This window comes from Ferruginibacter lapsinanis (genome assembly GCF_020783315.1).
Lineage (GTDB): Bacteria > Bacteroidota > Bacteroidia > Chitinophagales > Chitinophagaceae > Ferruginibacter > Ferruginibacter lapsinanis.
In genome coordinates, this window is record NZ_CP086063.1 from 2734334 (window position 1) to 2758516 (window position 24183).

The 24183-nt window shown below is 38.1% G+C and carries 18 protein-coding genes; 10 read left to right on the forward strand and 8 right to left on the reverse strand.

Features of this window, described 5'->3' with window-relative positions:
- Positions 1–8 precede the first annotated feature (8 nt).
- Positions 9–779, forward strand: a complete 771-nt coding sequence (gene rlmB, locus LK994_RS11555; RefSeq protein ID WP_229760239.1) for a 23S rRNA (guanosine(2251)-2'-O)-methyltransferase RlmB — start codon at positions 9–11, stop codon at positions 777–779.
- Here the strand turns inward: rlmB and LK994_RS11560 are convergent.
- Positions 772–5604: a T9SS type B sorting domain-containing protein gene (locus tag LK994_RS11560; protein WP_229760240.1), complete on the reverse strand. Its 4833-nt coding sequence runs from the start codon at positions 5602–5604 to the stop codon at positions 772–774. The genes rlmB and LK994_RS11560 overlap by 8 nt on opposite strands.
- A 166-nt stretch (positions 5605–5770) precedes the next feature.
- On the reverse strand, positions 5771–6517 hold the full coding sequence (gene rluF / locus LK994_RS11565) for a 23S rRNA pseudouridine(2604) synthase RluF (protein ID WP_229760241.1): 747 nt from the start codon (positions 6515–6517) through the stop codon (positions 5771–5773).
- A 92-nt stretch (positions 6518–6609) separates the two neighbouring features.
- Here rluF and LK994_RS11570 point away from each other — a divergent pair, with 92 nt between their 5' ends.
- Positions 6610–7788, forward strand: coding sequence for an acetyl-CoA C-acyltransferase (locus LK994_RS11570; RefSeq protein WP_229760242.1), 1179 nt, complete (start codon positions 6610–6612; stop codon positions 7786–7788).
- A 160-nt stretch (positions 7789–7948) separates the two neighbouring features.
- Positions 7949–8932: a pyruvate dehydrogenase complex E1 component subunit beta gene (locus tag LK994_RS11575; protein WP_229760243.1), complete on the forward strand. Its 984-nt coding sequence runs from the start codon at positions 7949–7951 to the stop codon at positions 8930–8932.
- A 121-nt stretch (positions 8933–9053) separates the two neighbouring features.
- Here the strand turns inward: LK994_RS11575 and LK994_RS11580 are convergent, their stop codons facing one another.
- Positions 9054–9839, reverse strand: coding sequence for a DUF4846 domain-containing protein (locus LK994_RS11580; RefSeq protein ID WP_229760244.1), 786 nt, complete (start codon positions 9837–9839; stop codon positions 9054–9056).
- Between the two features lie 77 nt (positions 9840–9916).
- Between LK994_RS11580 and LK994_RS11585 the strand changes: the two genes are divergently transcribed.
- From LK994_RS11585 to LK994_RS11610, 6 genes are all read left to right on the forward strand, one after another.
- Positions 9917–11086, forward strand: coding sequence for a sigma-54-dependent transcriptional regulator (locus LK994_RS11585; protein WP_229760245.1), 1170 nt, complete (start codon positions 9917–9919; stop codon positions 11084–11086).
- A gap of 64 nt (positions 11087–11150) precedes the next feature.
- Positions 11151–13691, forward strand: a complete 2541-nt coding sequence (locus LK994_RS11590) for a reprolysin-like metallopeptidase (protein ID WP_229760246.1) — start codon at positions 11151–11153, stop codon at positions 13689–13691.
- 401 nt (positions 13692–14092) lie between these two features.
- Positions 14093–16408 carry a T9SS type A sorting domain-containing protein gene (locus LK994_RS11595; RefSeq protein ID WP_229760247.1) on the forward strand — a complete coding sequence of 772 codons (2316 nt, stop codon included), beginning with the start codon at positions 14093–14095 and terminating at the stop codon, positions 16406–16408.
- Positions 16409–16457: 49 nt separating this feature from the next.
- The gene (locus LK994_RS11600; protein WP_229760248.1) at positions 16458–17747 is read left to right on the forward strand and encodes a hypothetical protein; all 1290 of its coding nucleotides are present in this window, start codon (positions 16458–16460) and stop codon (positions 17745–17747) included.
- 168 nt (positions 17748–17915) lie between these two features.
- Complete coding sequence (lepB, locus tag LK994_RS11605; protein ID WP_229760249.1) at positions 17916–19415, forward strand: signal peptidase I; 1500 nt, start codon at positions 17916–17918, stop codon at positions 19413–19415.
- Between the two features lie 93 nt (positions 19416–19508).
- Complete coding sequence (locus LK994_RS11610) at positions 19509–19994, forward strand: cytidine deaminase (RefSeq protein ID WP_229760250.1); 486 nt, start codon at positions 19509–19511, stop codon at positions 19992–19994.
- Here the strand turns inward: LK994_RS11610 and LK994_RS11615 are convergent.
- Positions 19986–20498 carry a methylated-DNA--[protein]-cysteine S-methyltransferase gene (locus tag LK994_RS11615; RefSeq protein WP_229760251.1) on the reverse strand — a complete coding sequence of 171 codons (513 nt, stop codon included), beginning with the start codon at positions 20496–20498 and terminating at the stop codon, positions 19986–19988. The two genes, LK994_RS11610 and LK994_RS11615, sit on opposite strands and share 9 nt — an antisense overlap.
- A gap of 70 nt (positions 20499–20568) precedes the next feature.
- Here LK994_RS11615 and LK994_RS11620 point away from each other — a divergent pair, with 70 nt between their 5' ends.
- On the forward strand, positions 20569–20859 hold the full coding sequence (locus tag LK994_RS11620) for an ArsR/SmtB family transcription factor (RefSeq protein ID WP_229760252.1): 291 nt from the start codon (positions 20569–20571) through the stop codon (positions 20857–20859).
- 9 nt (positions 20860–20868) lie between these two features.
- Here LK994_RS11620 and LK994_RS11625 read toward each other — a convergent pair whose 3' ends face one another.
- The 4 genes from LK994_RS11625 to LK994_RS11640 form a co-directional block, all read right to left on the reverse strand.
- Positions 20869–21162, reverse strand: coding sequence for a DUF952 domain-containing protein (locus tag LK994_RS11625; RefSeq protein WP_229760253.1), 294 nt, complete (start codon positions 21160–21162; stop codon positions 20869–20871).
- Positions 21159–22028, reverse strand: a complete 870-nt coding sequence (locus LK994_RS11630; RefSeq protein WP_229760254.1) for a transglutaminase-like domain-containing protein — start codon at positions 22026–22028, stop codon at positions 21159–21161. The genes LK994_RS11625 and LK994_RS11630 overlap by 4 nt, the downstream gene beginning before the upstream one ends.
- Positions 22029–22171: 143 nt before the next feature.
- Positions 22172–22714, reverse strand: a complete 543-nt coding sequence (locus LK994_RS11635; RefSeq protein ID WP_229760255.1) for a hypothetical protein — start codon at positions 22712–22714, stop codon at positions 22172–22174.
- A gap of 71 nt (positions 22715–22785) precedes the next feature.
- Complete coding sequence (locus tag LK994_RS11640; protein WP_229760256.1) at positions 22786–24132, reverse strand: hypothetical protein; 1347 nt, start codon at positions 24130–24132, stop codon at positions 22786–22788.
- Positions 24133–24183 lie beyond the last annotated feature (51 nt).

Consider the following 24183-nt stretch of genomic DNA (forward strand, 5'->3'; position numbering starts at 1 on the left):
TTTGATTTGTGAAAAATTTCCGTCAACAACAACATCGTCCCAAAAAAAACACACTGATAATCGGCAGAAAAGCAATTATTGAAGCCATGCAATCCGGCAAACAATTGGAGCGTATCTATCTTCAGGCCACAGTACATGGAGAAGTTATTGATGAAATAAGAAATCTGGCAGAAAAAAATCTGGTACCTATCAATAAGGTACCTGTAGAGAAGTTAAACAACTTTAATGTAAGTAATCATGAAGGTTGCGTGGCTGTGATCAGCAAAATTCAGTATCAAAATTTACAGGACATTATATCATTTATTGTAGAAAAAGGTGAAATGCCTTTTTTCCTGATCTTAGATGGTATTACAGATATTAGAAATATTGGAGGAATTGCACGTAGTGCATTTTGTTTTGGTGTAAATGCAATAATTATCCCCGATAAAGGGGTAGGAGCATTGAATGAAGATGCTATTCTTACTTCTGCAGGAGCATTAGAAAAAATACCTGTTTGCCGTGTGAGCAGTTTGATGAAAGCTGTCGATGAGCTCCATCTCAATGGTATAAAAGTTTTTGCCAGCGAAATGACAGCAACTAAAAAAGTATCAGAAATGAATTTACAAGAACCTTGTGCCATAGTAATGGGAGGCGAGGAACATGGTGTATATCCTGCATTAATGAAAATTTGTGATGACCAGTTTCAAATACCGATGCCCGGAGATTTTGAATCATTGAATGTATCTGTTGCTACCGGAATTATTTTATATGAGGCAACAAGACAACGAGGGATTATTTAACAATAGTTATATTCCCTTTCTGAACCCTTGCTGCACCTTTAAACAAGAAATTAGCCTGCCACACAAAATTTCCTTGTGAAATACCGCCAGAATAGACACCATCCCATTTTTCAAATGGGTTATTGCTTTTGAAAACCATTTCTCCAAAGCGATTATAAATGTAAAACGAATAATTTGTCACAAGATTAAGATTTCCAACTGGGCCAAAATAATCGTTTAGTCCATCACCATTCGGGCTGAATGCAGTTGGGAAATAGATTTCGTTACAGGTAACAAAATAAGTGATCTTTACAGCATCAGATCCGGTGCATGAACTTGCATTATTCCTTACAGTTACTGTATAGGTTCCCGGTTGTGTTACAACATATTTTGGAGAAGCAGAGTTATCCTGCCAGGTATAACTATCAAATTTACCAGGATCTAATGTTACTCTATCACCCGGACAAAGGAATAGATCTTTCCCAAGATTTGGAACAAGTTGTGATGCAGGTGAAACAGAAACAATGTTGCTTACCGGACTGGTACAGCTTCCGATTGTTTGTGTGGCAGTAATATTAGATGTGGCTGTATTAAATGTCCTTGGATTACCTGAACCTCCATCACTCCATGTTAAAGTACCAGTAACATTATTTGCTATTACCGAAGAAGTGCCGCAATTATTAGTTGCAACTAATACAGGAGCCGATGGCTTAATAGGAGCTGCAGGCATTGTTCCTGTTGCTGCAGCAGATATACATCCTACTGTATTTTTAGCGGTGATACTATAAGTAGTGCCTGCAGTTACATTAGAAAAAGTTCCTGTTGTATTATTGTATGTAACTCCATCATTGCTATAAGATAAACCAGTAACCAACGGATTAACTTGTAATGCCCCTGTGGATATGGTGCAAGTAGGGGGAGTAACAGTAAGAGCAGGTTTGCCTGGAATTGTCGGCGCTGCACCCATTGTACCCGTAGCTGCAGTAGAAATACAACCTGCGGCATTTTTAGCAGTAATACTGTATGGTACACCTGATGCTATATTGGTGAATATTCCTGTTGTATTGGTATAATTAGTTCCGTCGATGCTAAATGTCAAACCTGTAGTACTACTCGTAACCGTTAGTGTACCTGTAGAAGTTGCACACGTAGGATTAGTAGGAGTGACGGTAGGTTGAGCTGGTGTTGTGGGTGCTGTACCCATCGTGCCTGTTGCCGCTGCAGATATACACCCTGCTGCGTTTTTAGCAGTGATACTATAAGCTGCACCTGCTGCGATATTGGTGAACATTCCTGTTGTGTTGGTATAGTTAGTTCCGTCGATGCTAAATGTTAGACCTGTTGTACTACTCGTCACCTTTAATGTGCCTGTGGCAGTAGCACAGGTAGGGTTTGTTGGAGTTACAGTAGGTTGAACTGGGGTTGTGGGTGCTGTACCCATCGTGCCTGTTGCCGCTGCAGATACACAACCTGCTGCGTTTTTAGCAGTAATACTGTAAGCTGCTCCAGATGCGATATTGTTGAATATTCCTGTTGTATTGGTATAGTTAGTTCCGTCGATGCTAAAACTTAAGCCTGCAGTACTATTCGTAACCGTTAGTGTGCCTGTAGAAGTTGCACACGTAGGATTAGTAGGAGTGACAGTAGGTTGAGCTGGTGTTGTTGGTGCTGTACCCATCGTGCCAGTTGCCGCTGCAGATACACAACCTGCTGCGTTTTTAGCAGTGATACTGTAAGCTGCTCCAGATGCGATATTGGTAAATACTCCCGTTGTGTTGGTATAGTTTGTTCCGTCGCTGCTAAAAGTCAAACCTGTTGTACTACTCGTCACCGTCAGCGTGCCGGTAGAAGTTGCACACGTAGGATTAGTAGGAGTGACAGTAGGTTGAGTTGGTGTCGTTGGTGCTGTACCCATCGTGCCAGTTGCCGCTGTTGATATACAACCTGCAGCGTTTTTTGCAGTGATACTGTAAGCTGCTCCAGATGCGATATTGGCGAATATTCCTGTTGTATTGGTATAGTTAGTTCCGTCGCTGCTAAAAGTTAAACTTGTTGTACTACTCGTCACCGTTAGTGTGCCGGTAGAAGTTGCACAGGTAGGATTAGTAGGAGTGACAGTAGGTTGAGTTGGTGTCGTTGGTGCTGTACCCATCGTGCCAGTTGCCGCTGTTGATACACAACCTGCTGCGTTTTTGGCAGTAATACTGTAAGCAGCGCCTGATGCAATATTGGTGAATATTCCTGTTGTGTTGGTATAGTTAGTTCCGTCACTACTAAATGTTAAACCTGTTGTATTGCTTGTAACCGTCAATGTTCCGGTAGCAACAGTACATTTAGGATTAGTCGGCGTTACTGTTGGCTGAGTTGGTGCTCCCAGCGCAGTTCCCATCGTACCTGTTGCCGCTGAAGAGGTACAACCTGCTGCATTTTTTGCAGTAATGCTATAAGCAGCACCTGATGCAATATTGGTGAATATTCCTGTTGTGTTGGTATAGTTAGTTCCGTCACTACTAAATGTCAAACCGGTTGTGCTACTCGTAACTGTTAGTGTGCCGGTATTAACCGTACAGGTAGGATTGGTAGGAGTAACAGTAGGTTGAACTGGGGTTGTTGGCGCTATGCCCATCGTGCCTGTTGCAGCAGAGGAAGTACAACCTGCTGCATTTTTTGCAGTAATACTGTATGTAGCTCCTGATGCTATATTGGTAAATATTCCGGTAGTGTTGGTATAATTTATTCCATCGCTGCTAAACGTTAAACCGGTTGTACTACTCGTAACCGTTAGTGTACCAGTAGCAACGGAGCAGGTTGGGTTGGTTGGTGTTATTGTTGGTTGAGTTGGTGCTCCCGGCGCAGTTCCCATCGTACCAGTTGCCGCAGAAGAGGTACAACCTGCTGCATTTTTTGCAGTAATACTGTATGTAGCTCCTGATGCTATATTGGTAAATATGCCTGTTGTATTGGTATAGTTGGTTCCGTCGCTGCTAAATGTTAAACCTGCAGTACTGCTTGTAACCGTCAATGTTCCGGTAGTAACTGTACATGTAGGATTAGTAGGAGTAACTGTAGGTTGAGCTGGAGCTCCCGGTGCAGTTCCCATATTACCTGTTGCAGCAGTAGATATACAGCCTGCTGCATTTTTAGCAGTAATACTGTAAGCGGCACCTGATGCTATATTGGTGAATACTCCTGTAGTATTGGTATAGTTCGTTCCGTCGTCACTAAAAGTTAAACCAGTGGTACTGCTTGTTACAGTTAGTGTACCTGTGGCAACGGCACATGTGGGATTTGTAGGTGTTACAGTAGGTTGAGCCGGGGTTGAAGGCGCAGTTCCCATCGTACCCGTTGCAGCAGTAGATACACAGCCTGATGTATTTTTAGCAGTGATACTGTAAGCTGCTCCAGATGCAATATTGGTAAATATTCCTGTAGTATTGGTATAGTTTGTTCCGTCACTGCTAAATGTTAGGCCTGTGGTACTACTCGTAACCGTTAGTGTTCCTGTGGGAGTAGCACAGGTAGGATTTGTTGGCGTTACAGTAGGTTGAGCAGGTGTTGTTAACGCAGGCCCCATTGTTCCCGTAGATGCAGTAGATATACATCCAGCGACACTTTTTGCAGTGATGCTGTAACTAGCACCAGGAACAATTCCAGAAAAAACACCCGTGGTATTAGTATAATTTACCCCATCGCTACTAAAAGTTAAACCAGCTGTACTGCTACTTACAGAAACTGTACCTGTAGCAACCGTACAACTTGGAGGCGTAACGCTAAGTGTTGGCGGATTAGGAGTAGCATTAACAGTTATAGTATTCGTTTGAGTTATTGGGCATGATAAATAAACAACCTTGTATGTTATATCATAGTTCCCATTTAATCCGGAAGGATTGAACATATTACCGGTTACATTCGTTCCGCTAAAAGTTCCACCTGTTGTGCCGGTTATCAAAGTAGACAGGTCAAAACTGGCCGTATCAGAGCAGATCGGAGGGCGGGTAGACCATGTTGCAGTGGGAATATCTCCTCCGGCTTGTATGGTCATACTAAAACCTCCTCCGAAATTAGTACCTGAAGATGAATAAGTAGCGCTAGAACCATAGCTAGACCAATTATTTACGTTACTGATTCTGGCTATCCAACCGGTTTGTGTGGTTGGTGTTAATGGCCCCGTATATTTATTATATGCAGTACCACTGGTTGGAGCCATACTAAAACATTCCATACCGGGAAATAATGCTGATTCACCCGATGATTGTTGTTGAGACAACCAGGAACTCGTAGAAAAGCCAAATAATATTCTTCCCCCATTTCCTGGGAATACAGCATTAGGTGATGTCCGATTTCCGTTGATAGTACAAAGGGTAGGACCTGGTGTCCATGTTCCTCCTTGAGCCATATAGATCTGATCTCCGTTAGAATTCATGTTTAAATTAGCAGCTAACAGTGAATAAGCAGGGTTTGTCGGATGAACATAGAGATCACTAACACTCCAGCCATTATCAGGGGAAACAAAAACAAATGGGGAAGTGGTTCTGAAAGTTATTACCGTTCCTGCCGGAATAGTGCCTCCGGTTCTTTTTAATATAGCACCCCCTTCTTGCCCGCCACTCCACATGCCTGATACGCAGTTTTCATAGCCTGCATCGATCAATTGAAGCTCTGTATCTTTAGTAATGGGCTTAAAACAAACAAAGCTTATTTCATCTTTACTTGCATTTGGATTAGGAAGATTTGCATTTACAGCTACAATAGCTAAGTCTCCTCTGTTAATAATAGTGGGCTGAGCCACTACTTTAACTGTGATAAAGCAAAAAAGTAACAGCAAAAGGGACAAAGATAGCCGCATATAAAAAATTAGTTTTAAATAGTATCAAGCCTACAATCCACATAAGAAAATAAATAAAGATGTAATACTTAAAAAATCCATCAGTCCTATTTTCTAAAAAAAATTCATTATAAAGATAGTAAAAATGCAAAAAACGTTGCTCAAGATTATTTACATTAAAATATTGTTATTCTCCCATTTCGAATGAAATGTTAGAAGCTTCCTCGGTTTTTGAAGAATTTGAGATCATTTTTTCAATCGAAGCGATTTCCTCCGACGTAAAATAGCGCCATTTACCTTGGGGCAGATTCGCTATAGTTATGTTCATTATTCTTACTCTTTTCAGCGTTATTACTTTGTATCCCAATGCCTCACACATTCTTCTTATCTGCCTGTTCAATCCCTGTACCAAAATGATCCTGAATCGATTTTTTCCTTCCTGTTTTACAAAACATTTTTTAGTGACCGTACCCAATATCTTAACTCCATTACTCATTTTAGTAACAAAGTCCCCGGTAATCGGTTTATCTGTAGTAATGATATATTCTTTTTCGTGATTGTTGCCTGCCCGCAAAATTTTGTTGACAATATCTCCGTCATTGGTTAAAAAGATCAACCCTTCCGATGGTTTATCCAATCTCCCAATAGGGAAAATCCTGCTTTTGTAATTGATAAAGGAAATGATATTGGTTTTATCCTTCATATCGGTAGTACAGGTTATTCCTACCGGTTTATTAAAAGCAATGTAGACTGTTTTATCTTTCTTTTTTAAAGATTCTCCATCTATCTCAACCACATCACCGGGCATTACCCGGTTGCCTTTACTGGCAATATTATCATTAATGGTAACCCTGCCTTGTTCGATATATTTATCAGCTTCCCGCCTTGAGCAAAAGCCGGTTTCACTGATATATTTGTTTAAACTTTTATCCATGTTGAAACTTCAAAAATACTACAATTGTCTTTCTAAATTGATGTGTATAATGCTAACAAAAAATTATCTTTATCAACTAAATGTCGATCCATATGAAAGAAGTGTATATTATATCTGCAGTTCGTACTCCAATAGGAAGTTTTGGCGGGAGCCTGAAAGATCTTTCCGCTACACAATTGGGAGCTGTGGCTATTAAAGGTGCGATTGAGAAAGCCGGTATAAAGCCTGAGGATGTGCAGGATGTTTTAATGGGAGCAGTAATTCAGGCAGGCATGGGACAAGCGCCTGCCAGGCAAGCAGCAAAATTTGCCGGTTTGCCCAATAGTGTTAATTGTACTACAATAAATAAAGTATGCGCCAGTGGTATGAAAGCTATAACGCAAGCCGCTCAGAGTATTTTATTGGGGGATGCAGATATAGTAGTTGCAGGTGGCATGGAAAGTATGAGCAATGTTCCTTTTTATTCGTCCAGTATGCGCTGGGGGAATAAGTATGGCAATGTTGTTTTGGAAGATGGGCTGGCTAAAGACGGATTAGTGGATGTCTACAATAATTATGCAATGGGTAATGCTGCTGAACTGTGTGCAAGAGAGTGCAATATCAGCAGAGAAGAGCAAGATGCATTTGCTGTGGAAAGTTACAAACGTTCGCAAGCGGCTGTAAATACAGGAAAATTCGATGCCGAGATTATCCCGGTATCAATACCTCAACGAAAGGGAGAGCCACTTTTATTTTCTAAAGATGAAGAACCCTTTAATGTAAAATTTGATAAGATACCGGAGTTGAAGGGAGCTTTTGTAAAAGACGGAACCGTAACTGCAGCCAATGCCAGTACAATGAACGATGGTGCAGCTGCTGTTGTATTAATGAGTAAAGAAAAAGCTGATTTGCTAGGACTAAAACCCATCGCTAAAATCATCAGTTATGCTGATGCCGAACAGGCACCGGAATGGTTTACAACAACCCCTGCATTGGCTTTACCTAAAGCTGTTGCAAAAGCTGGCTTGGAAATGAGTGATATTGATTTTGTGGAATTGAACGAAGCTTTTAGTGTAGTGGGTATTGTTAATATGCAAAAAATGAATTTATCGGCAGATAAAGTAAATGTGAATGGAGGGGCTGTTTCATTAGGGCATCCTTTGGGCTGTAGTGGTGCCAGGATCATTGTTACATTAATTAATGTGTTGAAACAAAATGGTGGAAGGATCGGTGCAGCAGCCATTTGTAATGGCGGAGGAGGAGCCAGTGCAATCGTTATCGAAAATCTATAGTATTCAATTTGTTTGTGTGACTTCTAAGGAATAAATTTGCACTCCGTAAATGTACTCAGGTTAATTATTGATTGGTTAATATGTCATTAAATGCCGGGGTAATGATAAATGAACATTTACACAATTATTACTACTAAACCAATAAACAATAAACACAATTATGCGCCAAATAGCACTTAGAGAAGCCCTTAGAGAAGCAATGCAGGAAGAAATGAGAAGGGATGAACGAGTTTTTTTAATGGGTGAAGAAGTTGCCGAATATAATGGAGCTTACAAAGTTAGTCAGGGTATGCTGGATGAGTTTGGCGAAAAACGAATTATTGATACTCCGATCGCTGAATTGGGTTTTGCCGGTATTGCAGTAGGTGCTGCTCAAAATGGTCTTCGTCCGATTGTAGAATTTATGACCTGGAACTTTGCTGTTTTACCTTTAGATCAAATTTTAAATACGGCTTCTAAGATGTTGGCAATGAGTGGAGGACAGGTTGGTTGTCCGATCGTTTTCAGAGGGCCAAATGGTTCAGCCGGGCAATTAGGTGCTCAACACTCTACCTCTTTTGAATCTATGTATGCAAATATCCCTGGTTTAAAAGTGATCAGCGTTGCTACGCCATACGAAGCAAAGGGTTTATTAAAAGCAGCTATTCGTGACGACGATCCTGTTATGTTCATGGAATGTGAAGTAGGGTATGGAGATAAAGGAGAAGTGCCTGAAGAAGAATATGTATTACCAATCGGTAAGGCATTCATTAAAAGAGAGGGTAAAGATGTAACCATCGTTTCTTTCAATAAAATGATGAAGATTGCTTTGGGTGCTGCAGTAGAATTAGCCAAAGAAGGTATCGAAGCAGAAGTAATTGATTTAGCTACTATTCGTCCTTTAGATTGGGTTACAATTTTAGAAAGCGTTAAAAAAACAAATCGTTTAGTAATTGTAGAAGAACAATGGCCATTTGCTTCTGTATCTTCTGAAATTGCTTACCGCATACAAAAAGAAGGATTTGATTATTTGGATGCTCCTGTACGCAGGGTTACCAGTGCCGATGCTCCAATGCACTATGCACCAAACCTTGTAGCTGCTTATTTACCAAGTGTAGAAAAAACAGTTAAAGTGGTAAAAGAAGTGATGTATTTAAAGAAATAATTAATTAATAGATAATAAAAAGCCTTCCAAATGGAGGGCTTTTTTATTATCGGTATTTTACTTTGTATATTAATGGTATACGTTATAATGGTCCAACCTTCGTTCAACCCGTAGAAATATTTCACCATCGTTTAAGCTCATTTTTCTTAAAATAATATTCAGGGGTTATAATATCTTCATCTTCATTCACCATATACCATGGAGATAATACTGCATTTACAGGGTTTATCAGCACATGAATATCCTGTGCAGGCATATAGCTTTGTGCCAGTAAATAAATTTTCTTTACCTGCGCATTCGTGGCCACGTCTATAACCATAACGGCATGCCCGGGAAATCCACCCCGTATAAAAACATCCCCGGGGTCAATATCTCTGATAGCTATGTTTTTTAATTGTTTTGATAAAGATGCAGAACCACACATGCCAAAAACTGTCGTAAGATAGTTGTTGAAATTTTCTTTAGTATATGGCTTTCTAAATTGATATTTGGTACCAGCATTATCTGTAAAAACTATTTCATCAAATTTATTATTGTTAAAAAGATACTCTGCTCTTAATCTCATCATAGCATCAGCACATTGTTGAAGATCTTTTTTATCGACGGAGATATCAAGTACAGCAAATTGTGCTGATTGATTTTTTTTGACATTCCCATTATACAGAAATACCGTTTTATCTTTCTTTAATTTGATATTTCTAAGCCAGGTGGCAAATGAATCTTTGCTTTTTTCCAAACGAACAAACCCGGGAGGCAACGGGATTTTTCCAATGGAAGTATAGGGATTAATGTCTTCTGATACAACTTTGATTACATTTGATTGAATGTTTCTTGTTACATCCACATGATTTTCCGTACAAGACAAGCTTACACTCGAAATAAATAACAGTATAGGTTTGGAACGCATAAATCATTATTTTTGGTTAGACTTGTTTGTGAGATGCTTCTCAGCATTTAATCCACAAAAAAAATTGTTAATAAACTATGCCAAATATTTTAATCATTGACGACGAAAAAGCAATTCGCAAAACCTTAGCAGAGATACTTAGTTACGAAGGATATAAAATAGATGAAGCTGCGGATGGTGAGGAAGGATTTAAGAAATTCAGTAATGCTGCCTATGATGTAGTATTATGTGATGTAAAAATGCCTAAGATGGATGGTATAGAGTTTTTGGAAAAAGCAAGGCAGATCAATCCTGATGTTCCGATCATTATTATTAGCGGACATGGCAATATTGAAACTGCAGTAGAGGCGGTAAAGAAAGGCGCTTTTGATTATATCAGTAAACCTCCTGATCTGAACAGGATGCTGATTACTTTGCGAAATGCATTAGACAAACAAAATCTGGTTTCAGAAACTAAGGTATTAAAGCGCAAAGTAAGTAAGGTGCAGGAAATGGTGGGAGATAGCGCCGGTATGAAAAAAATAAAGGAAACGATTGAGAAGGTAGGCCCTACAGACGCAAGAGTATTAATAACCGGAGAAAATGGTGTGGGGAAAGAATTGGTGGCAAGATGGATTCATGAAAAAAGCAGCCGCAATAAAGGGCCGATGGTAGAAGTCAATTGTGCAGCTATTCCTAGTGAACTGATTGAAAGTGAATTATTCGGTCATGAAAAGGGATCTTTTACCTCAGCTATCAAACAACGTATTGGAAAATTTGAGCAAGCAAATGGTGGCACTTTATTCCTGGATGAAATTGGAGACATGAGCTTAAATGCGCAAGCCAAAGTTTTAAGAGCCCTGCAGGAAGGTAAAATAACAAGAGTAGGCGCTGATAAAGATATTAATGTAGATGTAAGGGTAATAGCTGCTACCAATAAAGACCTGCTGAAAGAAGTAAGTGAAAAGAATTTCAGACTCGATTTATACCACCGTTTAGGAGTAATAATCATACATGTCCCTTCGTTAAATGAAAGGAGAGAAGATGTAACTGTTCTGGTAGATTATTACCTGGAAACTATCGCTGAAGAATATGGCCAACCTAAGAAGATCATTGACAAAGATGCATTAGATCTTTTAGTAAAATATAATTGGACTGGAAATATCCGTGAACTCAGAAATGTGGTTGAAAGACTGATCATTCTCTCAGGAAAAAATATTACCCCTGATGATGTAGAAAATTATGTGCTTCCAAAGAAGCAGCAATAATTGGTTTCAAAGCTTCTTCTGTTTAGAAATGGGTTTTAACATTTTTGATTTATAAAATATCTATATGAAGAAAATTTTTACAAAAGCATTATTCATTCTTCTGTTGGCAGTAATTTCAGTAAAAGCCAATGCACAAAATAATTTCTTTGCCGATAAACCAGAGAAAGCATTCAGGCAAACAGAACTAAAGCCAATTGTTAAACCTTCTAAGTACAGAACTGTTTCATTAGATACCACTGCTTTTAAAAAATTTCTTCAATCTCTACCAGCTTTATCAATATCGGCTGATAGAAATAATACTCCGGTATTAGAACTACCAATGCCCAATGGCACTACTGCAAAATTTCATGTTTGGGAAACAGAAATAATGGCACCGGAATTAGCTGCTAAATTTCCGGATATAAAAACATATACTGGACAAGGGGTAGACGACAAAACTGCTACAATAAAAATAGATTGGACTCCTTTAGGATTTCATGCCATGATATTAAGTGCATTATCGGGTACAATATTAATAGATCCATATTCGAATGGGAATAAAGTAAACTACATTTCCTATTTTAAAAGCGACTTTAAAAAAAAAGGAGCATTCAAAGAGTTAGCCCCAAAAAAACTGACAGAAAATCTACACAGGCCAATACAAGGCAATAATATTTTAGCTGGTGTAGGTACACAATTGAGAACATATCGCCTCGCTATTGCATGTACACACCAGTATGCGGCTGCAGTATGTTCGCCTTCTGCTCCTACAGTGGCTTTAACATTGTCGGCGATCGTTACAGCTGTTAATAGAATTAATCAGGTCTACGAAAAAGAATTGTCTATTCATTTCACGTTAATCGCAAATGAAAATTCGATAATATTCCCAACAGCCGGAGTTGATCCTTTTACAGGAAATGATGACGCACAGATCTTAGTTGATGAAAGTCAATCTGTAATTGGTACAACTATAGGAAGTGCCAATTATGATATAGGACATACCTTCAGTACAGGTGCCGGGGGAGCCGCCAGTGTAGGAGTAGTATGTAGTACAAATCATAAAGCTGAAGGCGTTACGGGTACTTCAAACCCTGTAGGAGATCCATTTGTTATCGATTACGTTTGTCATGAAATGGGGCATCAGTTTAACGCTGATCATAGTTTTAATTCTGAGTTGGATTTTTGCGGATCTCCATTGCAATGGAATGCTACTACCAATGCTGAACCCGGTAGCGGATCTACTATCATGGGATATTCTGCTAATCCGGCAATTTGCGGAACAGATAATCTGCAAAATAATAGTGATGCTGTTTTTCATACAGTAAGTTTTATTGAGATCTCAACTTTTTCTGTAAACGGAGGAGGAAATTCATGTGCTGTAAAAACAGCTACAGGCAATACTATACCTGTAGTAAATGCAGGAGCAGATTATATAATACCAAAATCTACGCCATTCCGATTATCCGGTTCTGCAACAGATGCTAACGGTGACGCTTTATCATATAGCTGGGAGCAAATTGATGTAGGAGCTCCTGCATCTAAATGGAATGAACCCTCAGGAACCAGTGCTCCATTATTCAGGTCCTTTTTACCTGTTGATTCCGGCGTTCGTTATTTCCCCAAAATAAGTGATGTTGTAAACAATACAACAACCATAGGAGAGTTGTTACCTGCAATTGCAAGGCCGATGAATTTCAGGCTAACGGCGAGGGATAATCGTGCAGGCGGTGGCGGTGTTAATTATGATGACATATTGGTTACTGTAAATAGTGATGGGCCTTTTAAAGTGACCTATCCTACAGCAGCCGGTATTACCTGGACAGGCAATACAACACAAACCGTAACCTGGGATGTTGCCAATACAAATATATCTCCAGTCAGTACAGCTAATGTCAGTATTGAATTATCAACGGATGGGGGATACACTTATCCGATTACTTTAATAGCCAGTACACCAAACGATGGATCACAAACAATTACAGTACCGAATGTAGCTACTACCACCACCGCCAGAATAAGAGTAAAAGCAGTGGGCAATATTTTCTATAACATATCTTCCAACAACTTCAATATATTATTTGTTACACCGGTAACATGGGTTGAGTTTAGTGCACAAAAAAACTTCCTGAGCACTAACTTAAAATGGATAGTGAACGAACAAAATGCTTCGTTTTATGAAATAGAAAGAAGTTCGGATGGAATTAATTTTAGCAGTATTGGAAAAGTATCTGCTCAAAATTATGCAAGCACCTCACAACAATACTCTTTCGCTGACACAACACCGTTATCAGGCATCAATTACTACAGGATAAAACAAGTGGATAAGAGTGGACAGGTTGTAATATCGCAAATTGTATCTGTACTATTTAATACCGAAAAAATAACTTGTTTAATATTTCCCAACCCTACAAAAGGAATTCTATCGGTAATGAGCAACGTAGATGCAGGCAAGACCCAATATCAGGTTTTTGATGCTGCCGGTAAGCTGGTAATTAATAAAGAGTTATCAAAAATCAGTAGGGGGCAATTAACTACACTGTATCTGGGTAATTATTCGAAAGGGATCTATACCTTGAAGGTAAATAGCACCACTTTTATTAAAATAGAAAAAATCTTATTACAATAATTAATTATATAATTTCAAAAAAACGAGGTTTTTGACTTTTTTATACACATATACACTAATATGTAATTAGCTAATGACAAAAGCATTAGGTGCTATTTGTAAATAAAAGTTAAAAATACCTTTACAAAACGAAATAAATAAAATAATTTAGCGTTAATCTAGCCTAGGGAATACTTATTAATTTCTGCGACTGCAATTTAAAGTAGTCATTTTATGTAGTCATTATATCTGCAACAAGGTAGACCTTATCCATCCAATTTCCTATCTAACTAACCCGAAGACTAACTTCCAGTATTCTTTTAACTAACCACGTTAGCTCCAACATTCTATTCAAAGACTCCTAATTCGAGATTTTTCTTAATGCCCGATTGCATGTCAGTTGGATATTAAACCTTAATGAGATGGTTATATTTTTACTTATACTTTTTTTCTTATCCGTAAGCATCATAATATTTTCTTACAAGTCATTCCTGTATAGATCTGTTACTCCTGCAATTAATAAAAAATATTTTCACAAAGTAAAAAATGTATCTGGTGTAACTCTTGGTCTTATTCTGCTTTTCTCCACAATAAATGCACAAGAGCTAAAACTTACTTCCGGCATACATATGGTTATGAACGGATCTATCAATCTGGTATTGAATAATACCGGATTTAATAATAACGGCGTTTTTACCGCAGATGTTAGTACAGTAAAATTCAGCGGGACAACTGATACAACTGTATCATATGTGAAAGGAAGTTCAGGTTCTACATTTTATAATCTAACCACAGATAAATCCGCATACGGGCTTGCTGTAAAATCTTATGCAGGCATCAGGAATGTTTTAAAAGTAGGTGCAGGACATTTGTATTGCGATAGTAATTTAACTTTATTATCAGATGCTACACTTACTGCAAGAGTAGATAATGTTCCAGCTAGTTCCGAAATTTACGGAAAGGCTTTTGTGCAAAGATATATGCCACCCAGAAGAGCATGGCGTTTATTAACAGCTCCTGTAACCAGTTCTAATACAATTTTGAACACCTGGCAAAACGGGGGAGTATACGAAGCTGGCAAAGGTACATGGGTTACAGGTCCTAATCCAGGCGGCCCATCAGGTAATGGTATTGATGATAGCCCGGAAGATAACGTATCAATGAAAGGATTTAATTACAGTACACAAGCTTTTACTAATGTATTAAATACTAAAGTTCCTATTTCATCAGGATCTAATGGAAGTGCAGACAACACAGGCTATTTTATTTTTGTAAGAGGAGACAGGGTGTATAATAACTTCGATTACTATTCCGGTGCTTGTACCATTACTACACTTACCAGTGTTGGTAAACTACAAACACACACGCAGACTTTCACCACAGCTAAAGACTCTGCAAAATATACATTGATCGGTAATCCGTATGCATCTCCCATTAACTTTAATAATGTTACCAGAAATAATATTGTAAAAAGATTCTTTGTACTGGATCCTTCGATAGGTTCAGTAGGGTCATGGGTAATGTTAGATGATCTTGATGGAGATGGCACATATACAAAATCTATTGCTGCCAGCAGCATGACAAATGAAATACAATCAGGGCAGGCGGTTATGGTTGTAACAAATGGGAATGTCCCTTCGGCTTCTATTACATTTGAGGAAACAAGCAAAGCTACCTCTACCAATACAACGATAATGGGTAGACCTGCTTCTCCAAGCAGTCCGATAGCTTCTATCCGTGGTAATTTTTATTTACTTAATCCAGATAATGCAATAATTGCAGATGGTAACCTTACTGAGTTTGATAACAGATATAGCGCTGCTACAAACTTAGAAGATGCTTCAAAACCATCCAATACAAATGAAAATTTTACATTGATAAGAAACGGGTTGAGTTTTTCTGTGGAAAGAAGACCAATGCTCAATGTACACGATACCATATTTTTTAAGACCTGGAGAACAACACAAAGAAACTACAGAATAGAGTTAGTTCCATCTTACCTGGCTCAAACTGGTTTGCAGGGCTTTTTAGAAGATAGCTACCTAAAAACATCAACTCCTGTAAGCCTGGAAACCCCTACTGTTTATGATTTTTCTATCAACAGTGCTCCTGCTTCTCAGGCAATGGATAGATTCAGGGTTGTTTTCAGACCTATAGTTGTATCCGGCCCATTACCGGTAACCATCAGTAATATAAAAGCAAGCCTACAAACTGACAACAATATTGCGGTAGAATGGATAGTAGAAAATGAAACAAATATTGCAAAATACGAAGTAGAAAAATCGGCTGATGGTGCTTCATTTATCACAGCCGGAACAAAAAATGTAGCTGGCAATAATAATTCAACCAATACATACAATTGGTTAGATGAACATACATTAACCGGTAATAATTTCTATAGAATTAAAATTTATGAAACGAATGGACAGGTTAAATATTCATCAATTGTTAAAGTATCAAATAGTAATAATATTGAAAAAGGATTGAATGTTTATCCAAACCCGGTTACTAACGGTACTATCAATTTACACTTAAATAATCAGGTTGCCGGTAGTTATGAACTTAAACTGATCAATACACTTGGGCAAATTATTTACAACAATACATTAAAACATACAGGCAGCAATGCTACTTATGTGATTAAGCTCAAAGAATCTCAATTGATCAATGGTATATATCAATTAAAAATTACAACACCAGACAAAACAATTGTTACACAAAGTATAATTGCAAAATAATAAGATCCTTTAAATGAAAAAACTTGAATTAATTATTAAAACTAAGGTTATGAAAAAAGTAGTTACATCTGTTTGGTTACTGATCGCAGTAATGCTTACATCCGAAATTCAAGCGCAAAATATAGCCATTAATGAAGATGGGGCAACGCCGGATGCAAGCTCTATATTAGACATGAAGAGTACAAACAAAGGTGTATTAACTCCCCGTATGACAACAACTCAGCAAAATGCTATTGCTTCTCCGGCAAAAGGCTTGTTGATATATAATACTAATTACAATTTATTTATGGTGAATACAGGTACGCCTTCAAGTCCTACATGGACACCGGTAGGTGGTGCTGTTAATGGTATTAGTGGAGATCAGACTTTCGCTACCGGTACAAGCGGATCTGACTTTAATATTTCTACTGCTGGTACTGTAAATACTTTTAATATACCTGATGCAGGCACAACCGCAAGGGGGTTAGTAACAACAGGCTCACAAACATTAGGAGGAAAGAAAACTTTTGCAGACACTTTAACTGCAAGCAGTGCCGTTGTATTAAGCACTTTATCAAGTGGTACAAGTAATGATAGTCTATTAACAATTGATGCAACAGGTGCAATCAAAAAAAGATCTGCGACTGATTTCTTAACCTATGCACCACCTTCATTAAGTTTTTCGCAAGATAACTTTGAAGATTTTGTGTTTGATGCGTATGCCGGTTCGGGTAGTAATGATAACCAATTTTCCTTCACTAAAGCAACACAAAATAGTGGTATAAATGATGTGGATGGCTCAGTTGATGTTACCGCAAATGATTATGCAGGTATGGATACCATGAGTACCGGTACTAACTCTGCAGGTAGAGCCGGTTTGGGTGCCTTTAACTTTATTAACAGACTAAAACTGGGAGGAAAACAGGTAATATACGAAGCAAGGGTAAAGATCACTGGATTAGGTGATGCTACTAATAATTTTAATGCTTATTTTGGATTAATGGATCTGGTAATGGCTTCAGGTTCTATAACAGCCGGAGATCCATCTAATGGGGTTTATTATAAATATAACTATGCATTGAATTCAGGCAAATGGACAGCCATATGTACTAAAACAGGTACCTCGAGTTCTTTAAATACAGGTATTACGATTGTAGCCAACACCTGGTATAAAATAAAAGCGGTGGTTAATGCAGCGGGTACTCAAGTTGATTTTTATATTGATGGTACTTTGATTGGATCTGTATCGGCTAATATTCCTACAGCTGCCATGAAGTTTGTTTTTAAAATTGAAAAAACAGCAGGAACAACTGCAAAAGCAATATATGTCGATTATCTTGGTTGGAAAATGATTCGTTAAAAATATTTGAACTAGGTTTTCAGGGTTTTACTGTCCCGATTACATTCCTTGTGTGGTCGGGACTTTTTTATGAGTGGTAGGGTATTGTTAAACATTTTAAAACAATTTTGTGATACCAATTTAGGTTTCCGTTTAATATGGTACTTTTGGCACAATTAAATTTTTATTATGAGTATTGGCTGGATCATTTTTATAGTAGCAACAATAGGTTGGCACATCGGTTTGTATGGCATGTTTAAAAAAGCAGGAATAGAATCCTGGAAAGCATTGATCCCTTTTTATAATACCTGGTGCATCGTAGATAAGATCAAACTAAATAAGGTTTGGTTCTTCCTGCAGTTTGTTCCTATTGCAGGAGCATTCATTACTATATGGATCACCATAAAATTTGTAGAACATTTCGGCCGCTTTGGCTTTTGGCATCATGCCGCTACCGTTCTATTGCCGTTTATCTATTTCCCTTATTTAGGCTACAGCCAAAATGAAAAATTTGCCGGTGAGCTTGTTGTAAAAAATTACAAGAAATCAGGCGCAAGAGAATGGATAGATGCAGCAGCTTTTGCTATTGTAGCCGCAACACTTATCCGAACTTTTGTATTTGAAGCCTACACGATACCTACACCTTCAATGGAAAAATCTTTGTTGGTGAATGATTTTCTTTTTGTTAGTAAATCAACTTATGGTCCACGCATTCCTAATACACCATTGGCAATGCCTTTTGTACATCATACTTTACCAATTACCAATACTAAAGCTTACCTGGAATGGATCAAAATACCTTATACAAGGTGGTTTGCAAGTCCTGTAAAACGCAATGATGCTGTTGTATTTAATTTCCCTGCCAATGATACACTTATCAACGATGAAGAAAATTTTGGGTCTAAGATCACCTATTATCAGGCAGTAAGGTCATTGGGCAGAGATATGGTATGGCAGAATTACGGAGACCTCATCATTACACGTCCGGTTGATAAGCGTGAGAATTTCATTAAAAGATGTGTGGCTATAGCAGGAGATACCCTGCAAATAAAAAACACCACTCTATATATCAATAATGTGCCACAACCTTTCCCTGCGGAAAGTGAACATTATTATACTGTACAAACAAACGGTACGCCCTTGAACGAGGATGAATTGACTGAGATAGGCGTACATACCAATCCCGAATTGGGAGAGTTCCAGGTAATGAACAACAGTGTTTATAAAATAAACATGACGGCCGGAGAAAAAGCAAAAGTGGCTGCGTTAAAAAATGTGACAAAAGTAGAAGATTATATCAATGAGGTTTCTCCTGAACTATACCCTTACTACGATACTGCAGCACATTGGTCGGTAGATAATTTCGGGCCACTTTGGGTGCCTAAAAAAGGAGTATCGATACAATTAACCCCAGACAATATTGCCAGATACTCCCGTTGTATAGTTACTTATGAAAATAATACATTGGAAACCAGTAATGGTAAAGTGTTGCTAAATGGTAAAGAAGCAACCAGTTATACGTTTAAAATGGACTATTACTGGTTGATGGGGGATAACAGGCATAATTCACTGGATAGTCGTTACTGGGGTTTTGTACCGGAAGATCATGTAGTGGGTAAAGCATCCCTGATATGGTTCAGTTGGGATAAAGGCCCAAGATGGAAGAGAATGTTCAGATGGATAAAATAATTTGTCCTTTGTTTTATATTATGTAACTTTAAAATATGGATGTGTCCTCTCAACAGCAATGTTGGGAGGATTTTTTATCTAAATAAAAATTGCATGGAAAAAAAAGTATACCAATTTACATTCGAAACCTACCCATCAGTTACTGATCTGGCAGAAGGTGATGCAGCTTTGTTATTAAAAGCAAGGGAGATCACCAAACTGGCCTATGCGCCTTATTCCAATTTTCAGGTAAGCGCCGTGGCTAAATTAGCTAATGGAGAGATCGTAACCGGCACCAACCAGGAAAATGCTTCTTATCCGGTTGGTATTTGCGCCGAAAGAGCTTTGCTATCTGCATTGGGAACATTATTCCCTAATGTGGCCATCGACACAATGGCTATTGCATACCATAATTTAAATGGAGAAAGCAATAAACCTGTTTCGCCATGTGGTATGTGCAGACAAGCATTGGTTGAGTATGAAGGCAGAACCAAACACCCGATCAGGTTGATATTGAGTGGTATGGACGGAAATATATTTGTTGTAGAACAGGCCAATCAATTATTGCCTTTGTCTTTTGGTGGTGATGATCTAAAATAATTGTTGAACGCCGTTCTCAAATTTAGCTTCGTGTGCTAATAACCATTTCTTTCGCCACAGGTCACCGCCGTAGCCAATTAGGTCTCCGTTGCTGCCAATGACCCTATGACAAGGAACAACAATTGAAATACTGTTATTGCCGTTGGCTGTACCTACTGCTCTGATGGCTTTTGTATTACCAATGCGTTTGCTTAACTCAAGATAACTGATTGTCCGTCCGTAGGAAATATTGCATAACTCTTTCCAAACAGTTTGTTGAAAATCCGTACCTGTCTGGCTGAACGCCAAAGAAAAAACTTTTCGTTCTCCTGAAAAATATTCACCCAGTTGTTCCATGCAGATCTTAATTGCCGGAGATGCAGACTGATTCAATTGAATAGCAGCCTCATCGAGCTTTGTACCTTTCCATGAATTAACAAAAAGAATGGCAGTAATAGTGTCGCCTTCCGATCTGATCTCAAGAATACCGATAGGAGATTGATAGTATGAAGTGCAGGTTTCCATGTATAAAAAAATAAATTTACTATATTAATTTTGACTGATTGAATAAAATACAATTTCTTTACAACTTTGAATGAATACAACAAAAGGTGATATGAAATTTATAGAGAAGGCAATGAGTGCGATAGCAGACCCATGTCGTTTATCTATCCTGCAGGAAGTTTACCTGAAAGGAGAGTTGTGCTGTGGTGATGTGCAAAGCCTTACCGGTTTATCTCAACCTACCTGTTCACATCACATTAAGTTGTTAGCAGAAAGTGCATTGATCGATTGCAATAAAAAAGGACGCAATCAGATCATTACGCTGAACAAAGAAAACTTTAAAAGAATTAATACCTTCCTGGGAAAATTCTGCGAAGCCTGATCCGGGCAATTATATTTCCGTTACTTCAATAACCGCATCCATATTTAACCGGCCATAAATATGAGGAAAAAGCTCATTCACAGATGGGGCTAATTCATATTTCAGTAAAGCAGTAAGTTTGTTCTCATCAATGTGGAGGAGTAATAAATTTGTAGCTCCTTTATAATATCTTTCCAGCACACCTGCTAGCTGTTCTTTTTTACTGGTATGAATAAATCCTTCAGTATGCAGGGAAGGAGCCTCGTAAAAGCCTGCTGCCAGCGCCTTTTGCCAATTTTCAGAAGTTACAACGTGGTAGATCATTCATCCAATAAAGTTACTAGTGATAATAATTCCTGCATTTTATACCGATTTCTGTCATCATCAAAACATTTACTCAATTCTTCTAACAGGAACTGAATAACCCGTTTGTTATCCATTGGTTTAAAGTAAGAGTTTGTAGGCGGAACAGAAATACGTTTAAAATAATTCTCTACATCTTTATGTGAATATATCTGACCATTTAACGGATCAATATAAAAAAGAATTTTTTCAGAATTATGCGCTACCGACTCGATCATCTCAAATTGCGGATCAAAATGTGCCAGGATAAATTGCCGGGGTAAATTAATTGCCTTTACAGGAATATCTAATATCTCACACAAGATCAGGTAAATGATACCGTTGCTGATGGCATTTCCTTTTTTTGTTTCCAGGGTTTTGTTGATCAAAAAATCTTCGGGATGTTCGTAGGCTATCTCTACACCTTGTTGTTTGTAGTAATTGTATAAAATGCTGGTAAAAACAGTGATCTGTTCCAATGGCGTAAGATAGCGGTTTAACTCAAGCCATATATTTCTCCGGAGTTTTTCAATTTCCTGCAGCACTTGTGTGGTCTGCATTTCAGGGTAATGATAACGGGCTATTAATATAGCACCTTGCAGCAAACTGCCATCATTATTCTTCCAGTGGATAAAATCTTCTGTAAGATCTCTGAAATGAAGTTTATGGATCAAAGATTCAATTCTTTCCTGTATCTCTTCATTCGTTGTATTTTCCCAGAGGTCTTCCAGGTTAGGAATAATATCTTTTCCGAAGGAGATCAGTTTATCACTAACAGTACTGTACACCTCCTCATCGGGATCATCTATCAAATGAAACAGGGCTGATATTTCTTTGTTTTCGATCAACAGATTTTATTTAAAAATGAAATTCGTTATTAGAAACCACAAAAAGAAACAATAATTTTCCACTTATGTGATTAACTTCTGTAAGGGCTATGTGCTATCGTATCGGTAATACGTAATGTTTCAAATAAAAACTGTGATCAATTTTAATTAGGGAGCGTTCGGCCCTTCATCTTTCTTTGTTCAGTTTTATCTTTTTTCAACACACTTGTTTTTATCATGATACCGGCATCAGCACTTTCTGAAGCAATACGGTATTTTTTTCCTTCGTACTCAACAACTCCCATATCTTTTACCCAATCAGTGATCAGCAAACGATAAGGATCTTCCGGCTTGGCATTTTTTATCTTTCCAAAAGTTAAATATTTATTAGGCCCGTTCTCAAAAGAAATACCTACTATATTATTTTTTACAACAGTACACACTCCCGGCGTATTTTTCTTTAATATGATGATCTGCACATAGTGACCGTTCTCAATTTTTACTTTTCCTGAACTCACTTTTGTTTCACCCACATTCATTTCACGTTTTAAAATGATATCACGATCGGCATAAAACTGAATTTTTTCCAGAGGTTGATGATTACTTTCTACAGCATTACGAATACCTGTGGTGAAGTACGTCTTTGAAGAACTGCAGGCAATTACAAAAAAGGGAAGAAGCAACAGGCCGAAATATTTTTTTTTCATGTTCATGTATTGAATTTTTTCAGCTGTAAATATACAGTATGAACTTTCTCAAAAACAATACAAGCGTATTTTTATTTTTTTATCAACCAGTTCCATGAAAGATTATCTGTACCCAATATTGGAGGAATGATGTAGTGAACATAAAGGAAAGTATCATCTGCAGTTACATAGCTTATGTTGGCAGCATCTGCACTGGTAGGGATCACAGTATAGTAAGAAGGTTTACTGCTTAAGCCGTGTGGAATGCTATATAACAGGCTTATGCCATCTCCTGAAATTGTATAAGTACCCGGATTCAAAGGGACATCATCATTGGTCAGCTTTTTCCATTTTGTACCATCATATACTTTTAGTTGGTGATCGGATGAATCAAAACTCAGCTGTGCTCTTTCCGGCAATGCAACAGAATCGGTGGAAGGAATAACAGGAATAAAAAAACCGTTGTGAGATATCTTAGCTACAATATTTTCACTACCTCTTTCTCCGTATACATATTGAAATGAATTCTCTGTGGTTGGTAATCGAAAACGAAAATCTCCGTTAGATCCCCTGGTGAAACTTTCAACAGAAATTTCTCCGTATTTAACATTCCCTCCCAATGAAGTATTGTTTCTGGCAGTTGTTCTTACGCCTCCTCCGTCTACATCATCACCAACCCAATGAACAGCACCCCATCCATTTCCTTTCCCTTCTATATCCACATAATAATTTCCTTTGTGAATTGACCATTCTCCAACCCAGCATTCTACCACACCATTAAATTCTATTGCAGTACCAAATTCATATGGCAGTATCATAAAATCTCTGCCCGTACTTACATGATGGTTTGTTTGAAAGCCTGCTACTGTATTCGGGTGTCTTAATCTGAATACAGGTAATCCTTTTCCCTCTGCCCATGTCATAGGAGTAATGGTATAGGGAGAAATACTATCGTCTGGTTCAGTGATACTTCTTACCCTGCTTCTTATTTCAATAAATGAGTTATTATTTCCGGGAACATATACGGCAGAATCAAAACGGCCAATGCCATTTACCCTTAATGCCGAAGTACTGTCAACAGTTGCATTATTTACAAACAATGGGGTAGTAGTGGCAATTTTTCCATCACCGGCAATGGTCAATCGTTGTGTAGAGTTAGTATAAAACGACCAGAAAGAAGTATCGGATAAAAAGAAACGGGTAGATATACCTTTATTAGTAGTGCGATTCACCGGTTCTATTAATGTAATGCTGTCTGTGGAAGTAAGCGGGGTGATCTCTAGTGCATCAGCTCCGTTTGCGATCATTACTTTGGCATCGGGGATCGGGTCAATAGTAGTGTCAATATAGTTGGCGTCAAAAGCTAGTAATGTAGTTGAAAAGAAAGAAGAAAGGCAAATAAAGATCAGTGCCGATAGATACGGTAAACTTATTCTCATATCAGTTGGTTGGTTAGGTAATGAATTGACTGAAAAATAAGTCTAAGGTTT